The organism is Labrys okinawensis (assembly GCF_047345005.1).
Lineage (GTDB): Bacteria > Pseudomonadota > Alphaproteobacteria > Rhizobiales > Labraceae > Labrys > Labrys okinawensis.
In genome coordinates this window covers 1,471,508-1,487,906 of record NZ_CP178864.1, presented here as the reverse complement: position 1 = coordinate 1,487,906, position 16,399 = coordinate 1,471,508, and the positions used below count along the sequence as shown (strand labels likewise).

Sequence of the window (16,399 nt, the reverse complement as noted above, 5' to 3'; positions counted from 1 at the left end):
ACCGTCTTTCTTTTTTCCTATGAGTGAAGAGTGACACACTGAGAGGAAGCGTCAACTCCTAGTTTTTAGCGGAAAAGCCCCAAATCACAGATTTTTTGCCTAATTTATATGCACATGCATCAATTCAGCAGCTCATACACGTCCTAGTTGTGGCGCCGCTCAAAAAAGAATACGGCTTGCGAAAATTTCCTGCTGGACAAACTTGTTTCTTGTCTGGAAACTTCGCCGATCATCGGACGTGTCGATAACAGTCCGGGACCAGACCAGGGATACCGAGTATGGCGGTAGGGAAGATGTGGGGCGGGGAACCCTTCTGGGGCCTCGGCTTCGAGTGGGACCCGCAATGGGTTCTCACCGAACGCCAGAAGGCCCTGCAAGCCACGCTCATCGAACTCTGCCACACCGAGCTACGCGTCAACGCCATCGAAAGCGACCGCAACCGCGTCTATCCCCGCAAGAATTTCCAGGCCCTGGCCAAACACGGTTTCCTCGGCCTGATCGTGCCCAGGGAACTTGGGGGCCTGGGCGAGAATCATGTCTGTGCCGCCATGGTGGTGGAGACCATCGCCCGCTATGGCTGCGCCTCCACGGCGATGTGCTACACCATGCATACCGGCGCCGTCGCCGCCGCCTTGCTGCGCCATCACGACAACGCCGCCCTCAAGGACATCCTCAAGCGCCTCGACAAGGATTGCCTTGTCGGCACACTCTCCTATTCCGACCCGGAGACCGGCTCGCATTTCTGGTATCCGATTTCCTCCGGAGCCGAGGAAACCAAGGAAGGCTGGCACGTCAAGAAGAAGGCCTCCTGGACCACTTCGGGCGGCTTTGCCGATTGGTATATCGTCCAGACGACCTCACCCAATTTCAACGGCAACTATGCCGACCTCTCCTGCTTCCTGATCCTGGGGGACGAGGCGAGCTACGATCCGGCGGGCTGGAACGGCCTCGGCCTGCGCGGCAACCAGTCCGGGCCGCTCGAAATCAACAAGGTGGTACCGAAGAACCGCCTCGTCGGCCCTGTCGGCGATGGCGCCCGTTCCAATGACGAGGTGGTCGATCCCTTCTTCCTGCTCTGTTCCTCGGCCTGCTGGAACGGCATCGCCATGGGCATGATCGACATTGCCAAGGCACACACCACCAAGAAGACGCACAAGGATGTCGGCATGCGGGTGGCCGACTATCCCACCATCCAGGACTATGTGGGGGAAGCCATCATCGACACCAACGTGGTGCGCTCGATGGATTTCATGATCGCCAGGGCACTCGACGACGCCACCGGCAACAATGACTGGTCCATCCACAAGGACGATGTGACCTATCTGCCGCGCGCCGGCCTCCTGCATTGGCTCTGGCAGCTCAAATTCGCCGCCGCCAAGAATGTCGCCCATGTCTCCGACAAGATGCTGCATGCCTGCGGCGGCACCGGCTACAAGCCCGAATTGCAGATCGAACGCTATCTGCGCGACGCCAAGGCCGGCTGGGTGATGGGCCCGACCAATGAAGTGCTGCGCCAGTTCGTCGGCAAGGCCTCGCTGCTCGGCTTCGAATCGCTGGACTACTGGAACACCGCGATTAACGAGCGTGTTCTGTCCAATGAGATCAAGAAGATGGACGCCGAGGCCAAGCGCGCCCTGGCCGAACGGCTTCTTGCCGAAGCCAATCCACCCGCCGCGCGGAAAACGGCGTAAAATCGTGGTCACGGCAGCTCATATCCCGCTTGCAGGCAAGCATTTTCGAGGAAAGCCCGCCGGCTTTTCGGCTAAGAGGATGCGTGGAAACAGGAAAGCGGGATTGTCTCCGGTCCATGGGACCGGAAACGGCTTGCGGGTGCGAGGAAGCATGGCTCAGGGGCGTGCGGCAGGATCGGTGACGCAGGTGCTCGACCCCTTGCGGTTCCGCGGCGCCCTTGGCCTGTTTGCCACCGGCGTGACGGTGGTGACAGCCAGCCATCCCGAGGCAGGCCTGATCGGCATCACCGCCAATTCCTTCAGTTCGGTCTCGCTCGATCCGCCGCTCGTGCTGTTCTCCATCGCCAATACGGCGCGCAGCCTGTCCGCCTTCCTGGAAGCGCCCGGCTTTTGCGTGAACGTTCTGCGCAAGGACCAGCGGGCGCTTTCCGTGCGGTTCGCCCGCCAAGGAAGCAACAAATCGGGAGGCAACAAATGGGAAGGCGTCGATTACACACCTGGCCGCTTCGGTGCACCCATCTTGCCCAACACCATGGCGGCCTTCGACTGCCTGCATCACGCCCAATATGAGGGCGGCGACCACCGCATCATCGTCGGGCGGGTGGTCGACATGGAACACAATGTCGAAGGCGAGCCGCTGCTTTTCTTCGGCGGCCGCTACCGCGCTCTGGGCGAGGAGATCGGCTGATGAGGAACATGCCAAACGGAGTGCAGCGCGACTCGCCTCCCCCACGAAGCTGGGGGAGGTGGCCGAGCGAAGTGAGGTCGGACGGGGTGTGGCCAGGATGCGGCGCCAGAACCTCCACTGTTCACCTAGCGGACCACACCCCATCCGTCATTGCTTCGCAATGCCACCTTCCCCAGCTTCGTGGGGAAGGCTCGGCGCCCTCCTTGTCCAACGCAGGAGCACATCATGCCTGAAGCCGAAATGCTTCGTGTTGCCGGTGGCTCGAGCCAGGTGTTTGCACTTGGCAGGGGAGACCGCCTGCGGGTGTTCGATATCGAGGGCGGCCAGAATGCCCTGCTCTATGCTTTCGGGCCCAAGGCCGTCCTGCCCGCCTCGCATCCGGCAGCCCCGCGCGATGCCCTGGCGGGGCTGATCGCGGCCAATGAGAATGCCGGCGCCACCCACCACCGACTCGCAGGCCGCGATCTCGCCAGCGCCAGCGGCATCCTGGTGTCGGGGCCTCAGGCCGAGGCCGGCGAAGCCCTCGCCCTCGCGGCCGAGGACGAAATGACCTGCGTGCTCATCGTGCCCGCCACGCCCTCCACCGCCGATGCCGTCGCCCCCGCCACGGATTTCGCGCTGGAAATCGCTCGCAACGAGCAGGCGCCGCCATCGAGCCAGCCAGCGCCGCCTCTCGCCGAACCGCTCCAGGATTTCCGCATCAAGGCCGCGACGGCCGAGCGCTTCGAAGTCAAGGCCGGCCAGTATATCCAGATCATGGATATCGACGGCCGCCAGTGCTCCGACTTCCTCGCTTTCGATACCGAACTCCTCAGCCAGGGCATCGAATGCGGGCTCGACGCCACGGCCACCCGAACCATCATGGGCCGCGCCTATCCCGGCCCCGGCTTGTTCTCGAAATTCTACGACCAGCGCATGCGGGCGACCGTCGAGGTGGTGCAGGACACTTGCGGGCGGCATGATACTTTCGGCCTTGCCTGCACCATGAAATATTACGACGACCAGGGTTATCCGGGCCATGATTCCTGTTCGGAGAACTTCAACAAGGTGCTGGCGCCCGTCGGCATCCCCTCGCGTCCGGGATGGCCGGCGATCAACTTCTTCTTCAACACGCAGGTCAATCACGACGGCACCATCGGCGCGGACGAGCCCTGGTCGCGCCCCGGCGACTATGTGCTGCTGCGCGCTCTTGTCGATCTCACCTGCGCGGCCTCCTCCTGCGCCGACGACATCGATCCCGCCAATGGCTGGAACCCCACCGACATCCAGGTCCGCGTCTATGGCGCGGAGCATGACTTCCCCAAGGCGATTGCGACCCGCATGACACCCGATTCACCCCCCGTTTTCACCAAGGAAACGGCCTTCCATTCGCGCATCGCGCCGTTGTCGCGCCGCATGGTCGAATATCGCGGCTATTGGCTCGCCAATTCCTTCCTGGCCGACGGCGCCGTCGCCGAATACTGGGCCTGCCGCGAGAAGGTCGCGGTGATCGATCTCTCGCCTCTGCGCAAGTTCGAGGTGCTGGGGCCCGATGCCGAGGCCCTGCTCGATTATGCGGTGACGCGGGATGTCACCAAGCTCGCGGTCGGCCAGGTGGTCTACACCGCGATCTGCTATCCGCATGGCGGCATGCTCGACGACGGCACGGTCTTCCGCCTCGGGCCGCAGCAGTTCCGCCTGATCTGCGGCGATCCCTATGTCGGCGTGCATCTGCGACAGCTCGCCGTCGAGAAGGGCTTCAAGGCCTGGGTGCGCTCCTCCACGGACAAGCTCCACAACATCGCGGTGCAGGGGCCGAAGAGCCGCGAGCTTCTGAGCAAGATCGTCTGGACTGCGCCTTCTCAGCCCGCGGTGACGGAAATCGGCGTGTTCCGTTCCACGGTGGGGCGCCTCGGCGATGCGCAGGGCCCCGCGCTCGTGGTATCCCGTACCGGCTATACGGGCGAACTCGGCTATGAGATCTTCTGCCACCCGCGCGACGGCGTGACGCTCTGGGATGCCGTCTTCGCCGCCGGCAAGCCGCTCGGCGTGGTGCCGATGGGCCTGGAAGCCCTCGACATGCTGCGTATCGAGGCCGGGCTTATTTTTGCCGGCTACGAATTTATGGACGAGATCGATCCCTTCGAGGCCGGCATCGCCTTCACCGTGCCGCTCGTCTCCAAGAAGGGCGATTTCGTCGGCCGCGAGGCGCTGGTCAAGCGCAAGGCCGAGCCGCAGCGCAAGCTCGTCGGCCTGGAGATCGAGGGCCGCGAAAGCGCCCATCATGGCGATGCTGTTTATGCCGGTCGCGCCCGCATTGGCGTCGTCACCTCAGGCATGCGCTCACCCATTCTTGACAAGACGATTGCGCTCGCCCGAGTCGATGTCGGCTCCAGCGCCATCGGCACGGAAATCGAGGTTGGCAAGCTCGACGGTCACCAGAAGCGCCTGAAAGCAAAGGTGGTGCGCTTTGCCCATTACGATCCGGACAAGACGAGGGTGAAGATGTGAGAGTCATCCCGGACGAGGAGCGGCATGCAATGCCGTGACGAAGATCCGGAACCGCAAGACGAACAAGGCACCTGAACGACGAACGGTCCCGGATCTGCATCGCATCACTTGGTGCTGCAATGCGTCCGGGACGACAAAACACCGATAAAGAAGGAACCATCGATGAGTGTCATGTCCTGGCGGCGTTCGCCGCTCGCTGCGCGCCACAAGGCTCTCGGCTCCACGCTGGAAGACTGGAACGGCATGGAGACGGCATGGACCTATACCAAATCGGACCTCGCGGATGAGCATGAGGCGATCCGCACCAAGGCGGCGCTGATGGACGTCTCGGGCCTGCGCAAGGCGCATCTGGTCGGCCCGCATTCGCATCAGGTACTGCAGCGCCTCACCACGCGCGACGTGCGCAAGATCTATCCGGGCAAGTCCGCCTACGCCTGCGTGCTCAACGATGCCGGCAAGTTCACGGATGACTGCATCCTCTACCGCACCGGCCCCAACTCCTGGATGACGGTCTATGGGTCGGGCACCGGCTTCGAAGACATGGCCCGTGATGCTGCCGGCAAGAATGTCGCGGTGATCTTCGACGACGATCTGCAGGACCTCTCGCTGCAGGGCCCGCTCGCAGTGAAATACCTCGCCAAGCACGTGCCCGGGATCAAGGATCTCAAATATTTCCACCACATGCAGACCACCCTGTTCGGCAAGCCGGTGATGATCTCGCGCACCGGCTATACCGGCGAGCGCGGCTACGAGATCTTCTGCAAGGCTGAGGACGCGGTCGAGATCTGGGACACCATCCTGAAGGAAGGCAAGCGCATGGGCATCGTGCCTGCCTCCTTCACCGCGCTGGACTGGCTGCGGGTGGAGAGCTACCTGCTGTTCTATCCCTATGACAATTCGCAGATGTATCCCTTCGAGAACGAGGGGCCCGGCGACACGCTCTGGGAACTCGGCCTCACCTTCACCGTCTCGCCCGGCAAGACCGGCTTCCGCGGCGCCGAGGAGCATTATCGCCTGAAGGGCAAGGAGCGTTTCAAGATCTTCGGCGTCCTCGCCGACACCGACAAGATCCTGGATGCCGGCGACGAACTCTGGGCCGGGGGCAAGAAGGTGGGCGTGGTCACCTGCGGCATGTATTCGCGCGCCACCAAGCGCTCGATGGCCATCGCCCGCATGGATGTCGGGGTGGCCAAGCAGGGCACCAAGCTCGAGGTGAAGGGCAAGAACGTGCAGTGTTCCGCGATCGCCCACACCATCACCTTCGATGATCCGGAGAAGAAGAAACGCACGGCTGCTTGAGGCGTGGAATCTCCTCGCCACAATGTGGAGAAGGTTGGGGGCGGCAGGGACTAGACCTTGCCGAGTGTGGCGAATGGAGTGTCGATCTCCGATCGACATGTCGACCGGAGGTCGACACTCCAAAGGCCGCGCCTCACCCCTGCCTCTCTCAGCTTGAGAGAGGGGTTCCCGGTACCAATTCTGGCCCGCTCCTTGCTTTGCGGAGCCGAGAGATCTGCAGGACTGAACGAACAATGCTGGTATCTGGCATCAAAAGCCGCCCCGTCTACGGCAAGCTCGCCATCCGCCCCGGCCCCACGCTGCATCTGTTCGTGGCGGATGCCGAGGGGGCGCAGGCCATTCTCGATGCGGCCAAGACGGCCACCGTGCCGTTCCTCGACAGGGCGCATATCATCTATATCCCGGCCGGTGCGGCGCCGAAGAACTACGGCGAGGCGCTGAAGGCGCTCGGCCCCGACATGTTCTACCTCGGCCCGTCCATCGCCGCCGCCCTGCCCCGCCTCGCCCAGACGCTGGCGACCGCCCATATGGGCACGCAGATCTATCTCGCCGGCACCGAAGGCCTGATCGGCCAGGCCATGAAAGTGGCGATCGAGGCCGGCGTCGACCACCTCTCGATGCAGACCGAGCATCGCGGCTCCGAGGAGCGGCGCGTGCAATGCGTGCACTGCAAGGGCATCACCGAGAATGTCAGGACGCAGCCGGTCAAATGCGCCCATTGCGGACTGACATTGCTGGTGCGCGACCATTATTCCCGCCGTATCGCTGCCTTTCAGGGGGTTTGCATCGATGCGGAAGAACCCGGCGTCGTCCCGGCGACCGAGGAGGCCTTCCCATGAATGAAAACAAGAGTCGAAGCGACAAGACCCCAAAGATCGAGGTGCGCGTCACCGAGATCCATGATGTCACTTCCGAGATCAAGCGCTTCCATTTCACACCTGTCGATGGCTCCGCCTTGCCGAACTTCTCCGGCGGCGCGCATGTCGTGGTGGAGATGGAGGATGGCCCGACGCTGCGGCGCAATCCCTATTCGCTGATGAGCACGCCGGGCGACAAGGCCTGCTACACGATCAGCGTGCGGCGTGACGAGAACGGGCGCGGCGGCTCGCTCTTCATGCACGGCAAGGTGAAGCCGGGCGACGTCCTGAAGATCAGCCACCCCGTCAATCTCTTCCCGCCGGATCAGCGCGCCAGGAAGCACCTGCTTTTCGCCGGCGGCATCGGCATCACGCCCTTCATGGCGATGATGGCGCAACTGTCGGAGGAGGACCGGCCCTTCGAGTTGCATTACGCCGTGCGCTCGGATGAGCATGGCGCTTATCTCGACCATCTGGCCGAACGCCATGGCAAGCGGATTCACATCTATCGCGACAACAAGGGTGAGGCGATCCCGCTGAGCCAGCTCCTCTCCCGCCAGCCGCTCGGCACGCATCTCTATGTCTGCGGGCCCGGCGGCATGATCAACTGGGTGCTTTCCACCGCTCGCAATCAGGGCTGGCCCGAGCAGAACCTGCACAATGAGCAGTTCCTGGCACCGGCTACCGGCTCGCCCTACGAGATTACCCTCGCCCAATCCGGCAAGCACATTCTGGTCGGCACGCATCAGAGCATGCTGGAGGCAATCGAGTCGGCCGGAGTCGATGCGCCCTATCTCTGCCGGGGCGGGGCCTGCGGCCAGTGCGAGACGCGCGTGATCGCCTGCGACGGCACGCTGCTGCACAACGACCACTACCTTTCGGAGGCCGACAAGGCCTCCGGCACCAAGGTCATGCCCTGCGTCTCGCGCTTCGAGGGCCGTGAACTGGTGCTGGATTTGTAGCTTCCCTGTGATCGCAGGCGTCTCGCCTCCATCTTGAACCGCATCGCTTCCAAGAGCAGGCGAGACGCCTGCGATCCCAGGAACCTCTCACAAGGAACGCCATCATGGGTATCGAATTCCGCCACGAAACCTTCCGCGACGATTTCACATTCCGCAACAGCCCGGCGGCGATCCGGCGTTTTCCTTTTCCCTTCGACAAGGACAGCTACATGTATGCGGTCAATATCGAGCCGCATGTAGCCGGGCCGAAGGGCTCGGTCTATGAGCATCCCATCGATGTCGACGAGCATTACGTCTCCGAGATGGCCGACCGCGCGCTGGTGCTCAAGGAAGATCCGCTGCGCTGCCAGTCGCTGCCGCATATGACTCTCGCCGGCTGGGACCTCCTGGAACTCCTGATGGAGTGCAAGTCGACCTCTTACCCCGAGCATTTCTCGCTGACGCGCGATGGCGACAAATGGCACTGGGTCAACCGCCCGCTCGGCATCGATGACAAGTTCACCTTCGGCGATGTTTCGACGCTGCCCTATGGGCCGATGGAATACATCACCAGGCAGTCCCAGGGCGATTTCTGCCTGCTCGACCAGCGTGACGGCAATCTGTGGATGGATGCCGGCATCGTCACCACCCAGGCCGACTGGTCGCTCGATTTCGACATCGGCATGAACTTCATGGAGTGGCACGGCCCGGTGCCGCTCGCCCATCAGCTTGGTGTGTTCGAGCGGGCGCTGAAGTTCATGCTGAACCTGCGTCAGGGGTCACCGGCGCGCCGGCTCAACTGGACGATGACGGTCAATCCCCGCCTCGACACCTCGCCAGAGAACTATCACAAATGGGGCACCGACCGCACCACGCTGACGCCCGAGAATATCGGCAACAAGCTTCATCTGCGCGTGGAACTGCAGAGCTTCTTCCGCCTGCCGCGCTCCAATGCCATCGTCTTCCCGATCCGCTGCTATTTGATCAAGCTGGAAGAACTGGTGACCGTGCCCAAATGGGGTCGTCGCCTGCCGCGGGTTCTCAAGACGCTGCCGCCTGAGTTGGTCGACTACAAGGGCCTGACGCGCTATCGCGACATGGCGGTGGAGTGGCTGTCCAAATATGATGACGGCGCAGAAACGAGCCCCGGCGGTTGGCCGGACTGATGCTGGAACCGTAGCCGCGCAAAACACCAGAGAAGCCCATCTGAAAGTCGACAACGGCTCAATTCATCCTACATATGGTTCGGCGGGGGGCTTAGCCTGAGAGGATGACCATGATTCGAGAGGTCGCCATCATTGCACCGGGCGCGATGGGAAGCGCCGTGGCGCGCCGCCTGCTCGAGCATGGCATCCGTGTCACGACCCTGCTGGAGGGGAGAAGCGCGGAATCCCGGAAGCGAGCCGAGGACGCCGGCATGATCGGCGTCGAGCCGAACCGGCTCGTCGAAGCGGATATCATGCTTTCCATCGTACCGCCGGCTCAAGCGCTTCCGCTTGCCGAAACCATTGCTCCTCTTCTGAAGCAGAGCCCTCGCAAGCCGGTTTTCGTCGATTGCAACGCCGTCAGCGTGGAAACGGTTGTCCAGGTGGCCGGTGTCATCGAGGCGAGCGGTGCTCCCTTCGCCGATGCCGGAATTATCGGCGGCCCGCCGGTTCCCGGGGGAGTGGGCCCGACCTTCTACATTTCAGGGAGGCCGGCGCCCGAACTCGATGCCCTCAATGGCGTAGGCTTGCACGCCGTGGTGATGGAAGGCCCCATCGGCACCGCTTCGGCGCTCAAGATGTCCTATGCCGGCATCACCAAGGGTCTCACCGGCATCGCAGCCGCCATGATCCTCGCCGCATCGCGGGCAGGCGCGACCACCTCGCTTCACAAGGAACTCGGCGTCAGCCAGGCCCAATTGCTGCAGCGCTTCGGCAAGTCGCTGCCGGACATGTATCCCAAGGCCTATCGCTGGGTGGCGGAGATGCGCGAGATCGCGGCCTTCGCGGGCGACGACCCGGCCAGCGCGCGGCTCTATGAAGCGCTCGCGGACTTCTACGAGACGATTGCCGATGACTATGAGGGGTCGCAGGCGAAGACGAAGGCGATCGACGACTTTCTGCACAGCTGATTTCGGATCAGCGTCGACGAGAAGAGTGCTCCTATCGCTTGATGGCGATGCTGCGCCCCGCATCCTTCGGCATCGGCTGGGTGGCATGCTCGCTCCGCAGCCCCTCCAAAATGCGCGCGCTCTCCGGCAGCCAGGGCGCCGAATGTGCTTCGCCGGTCTGGTCGATCGACATCAGCATTTGCTCTGACGTCGCCACCACGATGTTGCGGACCTTATCGTGCATCGACAGGAACACCCGCACGCGCTTGGCGTCGAGGTCCAGGACCTGGCAGGTCACGCTCACCGGCGTGCCGAGCTTCACTTCCCACAGGAAGCGCACATGGGTTTCCATCGTGTAGATGGTGTGGCGCGTCGTCTCGCGCACAGCCGGGGTGAGGCCGGCCCGGATGAGGAATTCATCGATCGCCTTGGCGAAGATGACGGCATAATAGCCGTCGTAGAGGTGGCCGTTATAGTCGAGCCATTCCGGGCGGACGGTTTCGTCGATGAGGTGCATGGGAACCTGGGAGCGCGGACGTCCCGTCCGCTCTTGAAACATATCGGGTGAAGAAGGTGGCAGAGGCCGATAGCAAAGGCCAAGTCCTGAAGCGGTCGCCGTCTTTAACGTAGGTCGTTCTTACATTCGAACGACGGCGGTTCAAGAGCGGACAAGATGTCCGCGCTCCCAGCTCAGATTCTCCCCTTCAGCCCTTCCGCCTCGGGCCAATACTTCTTCGCCAGCGCCATCACCTCGATGAGGAAATCGTCGCGTCGCCGTTCCAATTCCTTGATCGGGCGGCCGGCAGCCTGATGTTCGCAGCCATCCGCGACGCGGTCGATCAATTCCTCCGTGAGTTCCGGCGCCACCAGCTTGGTCCAGGGCAGCTTCAGGGCGGGGCCGAACTGATGCAGCATGTGGCGCATGCCGCCCTCGCCACCAGCCAGGTGGAAGGTAAGGAAGGTGCCCATCAGCGACCAGCGCAGACCGCAGCCATAGACCACGGCGGCATCGACCTCCTCGGTGGTGGCGACGCCGTCATTCACCAGCCAGAGCGCCTCGCGCCAGAGCGCTTCCATCAGACGGTCGGCGATGAAGCCTTCTATCTCGACGCGCACATGCAGGGCGCGCATGCCGATCGAGGTGTAGAAGGCCTTGGCTGCTTCCACCGTCTCCGGCGTGGTCTGCTTGCCGCCCAGCACTTCGACCAGCGGCAGGAGATAGACCGGATTGAAGGGATGGCCGACCACGAGGCGCCCGGGATTGGCCATCTTGGCCTGCAGGCGGCTCGGCAGCAGACCAGAGGTAGAGGAGCCGATGATGGCGCCGGGCTTGGCGGCAGCATCGATCTCGGCAAGCAGGCTTTGCTTCAATTCCTCGCGCTCGGGCGCGTTCTCCTGGACGAAATCGGCGTGGCCGACGGCCTCCGGAATCGTCCTGGCGAAGCTCAGCCGCCTGCGGTCGGCACCTTCGGCGAGACCCTGCTTCTCCAGCGCAGGCCAGGCATTGTCTATGGCGGCTCGCAGCTTGGCCTCGGCACCCGGCGCGGGATCGAAGGCCACGACATCGAGTCCATGGGCAAGGGCTCGTGCCGCCCAGCCGGCGCCGATGACGCCCGTTCCAACAATCGCGAATGTCCTGGCCATGAGGTTCCTCCTGTTGATGCGAATAGACAGGGCAAAGCTGCCGGCGCCTTTGCACGGCGCGACATGAGTGATGCGGATCGCGACAAGCCTTGGAGCGCTCCAGGATCATCAAGATTTCCTTGTCGATGAAGATAGTTAAGCCACCTTGAAGAAATCACGGGAAACCAGGATGGTGCGGGGCAACTTACAGGTCCCCCATGTCCGCCCTCGCTGATTCTCCCACCCTTCGCTCCGACCATCGTCTCGGCGTTTTTCTTGTTGCTGCGTCCGCCGTTGCCTGGAGCATCAGCGGCATCTTCGCGCGCCTGCTCACCGTCGATGAATGGACCACGGTGAGCATGCGAGCAGCGATCGGCGCGGTCTATATGCTGGTCGGCCTCATCGTCGTGCATCGTGGCAACAGCCTCGCGGCGATCCGCTCGATCGGCTGGTTCGGTGTCGGCGTGGGGGTCTGCGCCTCACTGTCGATGCTGTTCTATGTGGGCGCGCTGTTCCACACCACCATCGCCAATGTCTCGGTGATCTATGCCACTACGCCCTTCTGGGCGGCGGGCCTTGCCTGGCTGATCATGCGCGAGGCAGTGCCGCTGAAGACATTGATCGCCGCGCTGGTGGCCTTGGCCGGCGTCATCGTCATGGTTTCCGGTTCCTTCGGCTCCAGCCATTTGTTCGGTGACGGCATGGCGTTCGGCATGGCGCTTTCCTTCGCCACGGTAGCGGTGATCGTGCGCGCCCGTCCCGGCCTCGAAATGCTGCCGGTGAACCTGTTCTGCTGCCTGTTCACGGCGCTGATCGGCCTGCCCTTCGCCTCGCCGAGCCATGCCACGCCGCAGGACTGGCTGGTCCTCGCCGCCTTCGCCTTCACCTCGATCCCGCTCGCCTTCTTCATGTTCCTGGCCGGCGCCCGCAAGATCCCGGCGGCCGAATCGGGCTTGATCACCACGCTGGACGTGGTGCTCTCACCGCTCTGGGTCTATCTGATCTTCTCCGAAAACCCAGGTCAGGCGGCGATCATCGGTGGCGCCATCGTCTTCGCCGCCGTGGTCTGGCACATCCTCGACGGACTGCGCATTTCGCGGGTTCGATAGCGCCGGGTGCACGGGCATCTTGCCCGTTCTTGAATCACCAAGCTCGACGAGTAAGGAAGAACGGGCAGGATGCCCGTGCACCCCGGCCTTACACCGAGGCTCGCGCCGCCACCTCAGACTCGTCCTCGGGAGCATCGCTGCGGGCGAAGGCCGACAGCAGGACGCCGGCCAGCAGCACGGCGCCACCGATGATGGTGGTCAGCCGCGGCACCTCGGCAAAGAAGAGCAGGACCCAGACGGGCCCGAGGATCGTCTCGGTCTGGGCAAGCAGCACGAGGCGCCCGGCGCCGACATAGCGGGCGGCCGTATTGAGCAGATACATGCCGCCGCCGATGAAAGCCGCTCCATGCAGCATCGCCGCGAGGTTCTCCACCATCGGCGTGGCGAAGCTCGAACCGGTCGCCAGCATGAACAGGCTGCAGGTGATGATGGTGATCACCGCCCAGCCCATCACCACGCCGGACATGTCGCGGTCGCGCCCCAACCGCGCGATGATCGAGTAGAGTCCATAGGCAAAGCCGACGCCGAAGGCCGCGAGATTGCCGATGGCATTGCCGCTGCCGAGTTCGCCCCAGGTCATGATCAGCAGGCCGCCGATGCCGATGACGATGCCGAGCCAGGTGAAGACGAGGATGCGCTCCTTCAGGATCAGCCGCGCCAGTATGGCGCCGATGAGGGGTGCGGCGCTTGAGAACAGCAGGGCGTTGGCGATGGTGGTGGTCTTCATGGCGAAGATGAAGAGATCTGCCATCACCGTCATGCAGACGGCACCGCCCAGGCCGAGCCAGCCGCCGGAGAACAACTGCCGAAGCGGTGACTTGCCCTGGAGGAGGGCGACGATCAGCACAAGCGGTAACAGGCCGAAACTGCGCCAGAGCAGATATTGCACGGCATCGAGGCTGGGCGAGACGCGCACTGTGATGCTGCCGAAGGAAAACACCGTTCCGGCGGCCAGCGCCAGGAAAGCGCCGAAGAGAGCAGTCTGACGGGAAGTCATGGCGTGACGCAACCAACGAAGGATTTCAGCAGAATGCCCGGATTCAGGACACAAAATAGCCTGAACACGACATTCCTGTTCGATTGCGGCCGCTCCTGGTGCACGGGCATCCTGCCCGTTTTTGGAGCCACCACGTTTGGGGGAGAACAAGAACGGGCAGGATGCCTGTGCACCCGGAGGGTCCCTACCCTTCGAAGCCGCGATAGCGGCGGCGATAATCGGGATCGTACAATGCGCTCTCGCGAAAATCCTCGACGCCAAGTGAGCGCCCGATCAGGATCAGCGCCGTGCGTTCCATCGGAGCCGCGGCAATCTTCGCCTCGATGTCGCCCAACGCGCCGGTCACCACCCGCTCATCCGGCCAGCTCGCGCGGAACACCACCGCAACCGGACAGTCGGCACCGTAATGCGGGGTGGTCTCGGCAACGACGCGCGCAAGGGCGTGGATGGAAAGATGCACCGCCAGGGTCGCGCCGGTCTCGGCGAAAGCCTCCAGCCGCTCACTCTCCGGCATGGCCGACGCGCGGCCGGAGGTGCGGGTGAGCACCACCGATTGGGTGACCTCGGGCAAGGTCAGCTCCTTGCCGAGCAAGGCGGCGGCGGCGGCGAAGGAGGGCACGCCCGGCGTGACCGTATAGGGAATGCCGAGGGCGCGCAGGCGGCGTGTCTGCTCGCCCAGCGCGCTCCAGATCGACAGGTCCCCCGAATGCAGGCGTGCGATATCGAACCCCTTGGCATGCGCCGCCTCGATCTCGGCCATGATGAGATCGAGCGTCAGCGGCGCCGTGTCGACGATGCGGGCCTCCTTCGGCGCCAGTGCGACAATCTCGGGCGGCACCAGCGAGCCGGCATAGAGGCAGACCGGGCAGCGCGCCACCAGATCGCGACCGCGCACAGTGATGAGATCGGGCGCGCCAGGCCCTGCGCCGATGAAATGCACGGTCATGAGAAAACTCCGTTAGGCAACAGATCGCTCCTACTCGCTCACCGCAAGCGCACAGGTCGCGTGCGCGCTCGCGAGACGCGCGCGCAGGAGCCGCGACTGCGCGCCTGCCCCCGCCAGCGCCGCGGTCTCGGCCACGCTGCCGAGCCCGGTCAAGGCCACCACACGCTCGGAACGCGTAACGGCCCGCGGCTCGGCATCCTTCATCGCCGCGTCCGGCATCAGCACAAGCGGCACCCCGAGCAGGCTCGCCGCCTCGGCGAGCCCCGCCTCGCTTTGCTTGAAGACCGGGGCAAAAAGCCCGGTGAGATCATCGGACGTCAGGCCTGCCTCGTTCAGCGCAAGGCGGACGAGCGCGGCGATCTCCTCGCCGGAACAGTCCTTGCGGCAGCCGAGCCCGGCGGCGACGATGCGGGTCATGGCTTCACCACGCTCCATTGCGTCACCGGCATCGCCGGCCGCCAGCCATGCATGCTGCCGACCGGCACGAGCCGCTCGACGGCGATACGGATCAGGCTGCCGCCATGACGGGCGAAATACTGTGCCAGCCGCTGCTCGCTCTCCAGCGTGACGGCATTGGCGACCAGCCGGCCGCCGGGCTTCAGCGCGGCCCAGGCGGCCGAGAACACCGCTTCGTCTCCCACTCCGCCGCCGATAAAGACGGCGTCCGGCGCCTCCAGCCCATCGAGGGCCGCGGGAGCCGCGCCATGCACGATGCGCAGTTGCGGCGTGCCGAGATTGACGGCGTTGACGATCGCCCGCGCCCCACGCTCGGCATTCTCCTCGATGCCGATGGCGCGATTGGCGGCATGCCGCAGCAGCCACTCGATGGCGATCGAGCCGGCGCCGAGGCCGATATCCCATAGGAGCTGGCCCCTGAGTGGCTGTAGAGCCGAGAGCGTCACCGCCCGAATCTCGCGCTTGGTGAGTTGACCGTCATTCTCGAAAAACTCGTCCGGCAGCCCGGCGGCGAGCGGCAAGGGCCGCGCCTCCGGACCTGGCACGGCCTCGATCGCCAGCACGTTCAGCGGGTCGACATCCGTGAGATCGAAAGCATCGGCCCGTGCCACACGGATCACCTCGTTCGGGCCGCCCATGCGCTCCAGTACGACGAGGCGCGAGGGGCCGAAGCCCATGGCGGTGAGGCGCTCGGCGGCTCTGGCTGGCGTCGTGCCGTCCCAGCTTAGCGCCAGGACGCGTGCGCCAGGCTGGACATGCGGCACCAGCGTCTCGAGGGGGCGTCCATGCAGCGAGATCATCGCACAATCCTGCTGCGCCCAGCCGAGCCGGGCTGCCGCCAAGGCAAAGGAGGACGGCGCGGGATAGCAGGCGATCTCCTCGACCGGGATGGAACGGGCGAGCGTAACGCCCACACCCCAGAGGAAGGGATCACCCGACGCCAGAATCACGACGCGCCGGCCCCTCGCCGCCTCGATCGCAGCGATCGCGCCGGTGAGAAGCGGCGGCCAGGCCAGGCGCTCGGCCGATCCCGCCGGCACCATGGCGAGATGGCGCGCGCCGCCGACCAGCAACTCGGCCTGGGCGATCACGGCAGCTGCGATCGGCGAAAGGCCGGCAAGACCGTCCTCCCCGATGCCCACGATGGACAGCCAGCGTTGGGAATGATTGATAGCCATCATTGATTTCCCGAAGGCGCCACACCTTC

Annotated in this window: 15 protein-coding genes; 9 read left to right on the top strand and 6 right to left on the bottom strand. The window is 64.1% G+C overall.

Features of this window, described 5'->3' with window-relative positions; all coding sequences use genetic code 11:
- Positions 1-278: 278 nt before the first annotated feature.
- The 8 genes from ACMDCR_RS07120 to ACMDCR_RS07085 all read left to right on the top strand — a co-directional run bounded on the left by ACMDCR_RS07120 (position 279) and on the right by ACMDCR_RS07085 (position 10,082).
- Positions 279-1,691 (top strand): acyl-CoA dehydrogenase family protein, encoded by a 1,413-nt coding sequence (locus ACMDCR_RS07120; protein WP_413991857.1) that lies wholly within the window; start codon positions 279-281, stop codon positions 1,689-1,691.
- A 151-nt stretch (positions 1,692-1,842) separates the two neighbouring features.
- Positions 1,843-2,379, top strand: coding sequence for a flavin reductase family protein (locus ACMDCR_RS07115; protein WP_413991856.1), 537 nt, complete (start codon positions 1,843-1,845; stop codon positions 2,377-2,379).
- 225 nt (positions 2,380-2,604) lie between these two features.
- A complete protein-coding gene (locus ACMDCR_RS07110) occupies positions 2,605-4,869 on the top strand; it encodes a DUF1989 domain-containing protein (protein WP_413991855.1) in 2,265 nt (754 codons plus the stop codon).
- Between the two features lie 171 nt (positions 4,870-5,040).
- Entirely contained in the window at positions 5,041-6,168 is a 1,128-nt protein-coding gene (locus ACMDCR_RS07105; RefSeq protein WP_413993554.1) for an aminomethyltransferase family protein, read from the top strand.
- Positions 6,169-6,401: 233 nt separating this feature from the next.
- On the top strand, positions 6,402-7,007 hold the full coding sequence (locus tag ACMDCR_RS07100) for a dimethylamine monooxygenase subunit DmmA family protein (protein WP_413991854.1): 606 nt from the start codon (positions 6,402-6,404) through the stop codon (positions 7,005-7,007).
- A complete protein-coding gene (locus ACMDCR_RS07095; RefSeq protein WP_413991853.1) occupies positions 7,004-7,987 on the top strand; it encodes a PDR/VanB family oxidoreductase in 984 nt (327 codons plus the stop codon). Before ACMDCR_RS07100 ends, ACMDCR_RS07095 begins: the two co-directional genes overlap by 4 nt.
- Positions 7,988-8,091: 104 nt before the next feature.
- Positions 8,092-9,132 (top strand): heme-dependent oxidative N-demethylase family protein, encoded by a 1,041-nt coding sequence (locus ACMDCR_RS07090; RefSeq protein ID WP_413991852.1) that lies wholly within the window; start codon positions 8,092-8,094, stop codon positions 9,130-9,132.
- A 110-nt stretch (positions 9,133-9,242) separates the two neighbouring features.
- Positions 9,243-10,082, top strand: coding sequence for a DUF1932 domain-containing protein (locus ACMDCR_RS07085; protein WP_413991851.1), 840 nt, complete (start codon positions 9,243-9,245; stop codon positions 10,080-10,082).
- 31 nt (positions 10,083-10,113) lie between these two features.
- Here ACMDCR_RS07085 and ACMDCR_RS07080 read toward each other — a convergent pair whose 3' ends face one another.
- Together ACMDCR_RS07080 and ACMDCR_RS07075 are read right to left on the bottom strand one after the other, a co-directional pair.
- Complete coding sequence (locus tag ACMDCR_RS07080; RefSeq protein WP_413991850.1) at positions 10,114-10,578, bottom strand: thioesterase family protein; 465 nt, start codon at positions 10,576-10,578, stop codon at positions 10,114-10,116.
- 173 nt (positions 10,579-10,751) lie between these two features.
- Positions 10,752-11,705: an L-carnitine dehydrogenase gene (locus ACMDCR_RS07075; RefSeq protein WP_413991849.1), complete on the bottom strand. Its 954-nt coding sequence runs from the start codon at positions 11,703-11,705 to the stop codon at positions 10,752-10,754.
- Between the two features lie 197 nt (positions 11,706-11,902).
- Between ACMDCR_RS07075 and ACMDCR_RS07070 the strand changes: the two genes are divergently transcribed.
- The gene (locus ACMDCR_RS07070; RefSeq protein WP_413991848.1) at positions 11,903-12,793 is read left to right on the top strand and encodes a DMT family transporter; all 891 of its coding nucleotides are present in this window, start codon (positions 11,903-11,905) and stop codon (positions 12,791-12,793) included.
- Positions 12,794-12,881: 88 nt separating this feature from the next.
- Here the strand turns inward: ACMDCR_RS07070 and ACMDCR_RS07065 are convergent, their stop codons facing one another.
- The 4 genes from ACMDCR_RS07065 to cbiE all read right to left on the bottom strand — a co-directional run bounded on the left by ACMDCR_RS07065 (position 12,882) and on the right by cbiE (position 16,373).
- Complete coding sequence (locus ACMDCR_RS07065; protein ID WP_413991847.1) at positions 12,882-13,790, bottom strand: DMT family transporter; 909 nt, start codon at positions 13,788-13,790, stop codon at positions 12,882-12,884.
- Positions 13,791-13,974: 184 nt separating this feature from the next.
- Positions 13,975-14,736, bottom strand: coding sequence for a precorrin-4 C(11)-methyltransferase (cobM, locus tag ACMDCR_RS07060; protein WP_413991846.1), 762 nt, complete (start codon positions 14,734-14,736; stop codon positions 13,975-13,977).
- 30 nt (positions 14,737-14,766) lie between these two features.
- The gene (locus tag ACMDCR_RS07055; protein WP_413991845.1) at positions 14,767-15,153 is read right to left on the bottom strand and encodes a cobalamin biosynthesis protein; all 387 of its coding nucleotides are present in this window, start codon (positions 15,151-15,153) and stop codon (positions 14,767-14,769) included.
- Positions 15,150-16,373 (bottom strand): precorrin-6y C5,15-methyltransferase (decarboxylating) subunit CbiE, encoded by a 1,224-nt coding sequence (cbiE, locus tag ACMDCR_RS07050; RefSeq protein WP_413991844.1) that lies wholly within the window; start codon positions 16,371-16,373, stop codon positions 15,150-15,152. The genes ACMDCR_RS07055 and cbiE overlap by 4 nt, the downstream gene beginning before the upstream one ends.
- Positions 16,374-16,399 lie beyond the last annotated feature (26 nt).

Coding starts and splice junctions, on each gene's coding strand:
- ACMDCR_RS07120 (WP_413991857.1), top strand. CDS start 279: ATGGCGGTAGGGAAGATGTGGGGCGGGGAACCCTTCTGGGGCCTCGGC.
- ACMDCR_RS07115 (WP_413991856.1), top strand. CDS start 1,843: ATGGCTCAGGGGCGTGCGGCAGGATCGGTGACGCAGGTGCTCGACCCC.
- ACMDCR_RS07110 (WP_413991855.1), top strand. CDS start 2,605: ATGCCTGAAGCCGAAATGCTTCGTGTTGCCGGTGGCTCGAGCCAGGTG.
- ACMDCR_RS07105 (WP_413993554.1), top strand. CDS start 5,041: ATGTCCTGGCGGCGTTCGCCGCTCGCTGCGCGCCACAAGGCTCTCGGC.
- ACMDCR_RS07100 (WP_413991854.1), top strand. CDS start 6,402: ATGCTGGTATCTGGCATCAAAAGCCGCCCCGTCTACGGCAAGCTCGCC.
- ACMDCR_RS07095 (WP_413991853.1), top strand. CDS start 7,004: ATGAATGAAAACAAGAGTCGAAGCGACAAGACCCCAAAGATCGAGGTG.
- ACMDCR_RS07090 (WP_413991852.1), top strand. CDS start 8,092: ATGGGTATCGAATTCCGCCACGAAACCTTCCGCGACGATTTCACATTC.
- ACMDCR_RS07085 (WP_413991851.1), top strand. CDS start 9,243: ATGATTCGAGAGGTCGCCATCATTGCACCGGGCGCGATGGGAAGCGCC.
- ACMDCR_RS07080 (WP_413991850.1), bottom strand. CDS start 10,578: ATGCACCTCATCGACGAAACCGTCCGCCCGGAATGGCTCGACTATAAC.
- ACMDCR_RS07075 (WP_413991849.1), bottom strand. CDS start 11,705: ATGGCCAGGACATTCGCGATTGTTGGAACGGGCGTCATCGGCGCCGGC.
- ACMDCR_RS07070 (WP_413991848.1), top strand. CDS start 11,903: ATGTCCGCCCTCGCTGATTCTCCCACCCTTCGCTCCGACCATCGTCTC.
- ACMDCR_RS07065 (WP_413991847.1), bottom strand. CDS start 13,790: ATGACTTCCCGTCAGACTGCTCTCTTCGGCGCTTTCCTGGCGCTGGCC.
- cobM (WP_413991846.1), bottom strand. CDS start 14,736: ATGACCGTGCATTTCATCGGCGCAGGGCCTGGCGCGCCCGATCTCATC.
- ACMDCR_RS07055 (WP_413991845.1), bottom strand. CDS start 15,153: ATGACCCGCATCGTCGCCGCCGGGCTCGGCTGCCGCAAGGACTGTTCC.
- cbiE (WP_413991844.1), bottom strand. CDS start 16,373: ATGATGGCTATCAATCATTCCCAACGCTGGCTGTCCATCGTGGGCATC.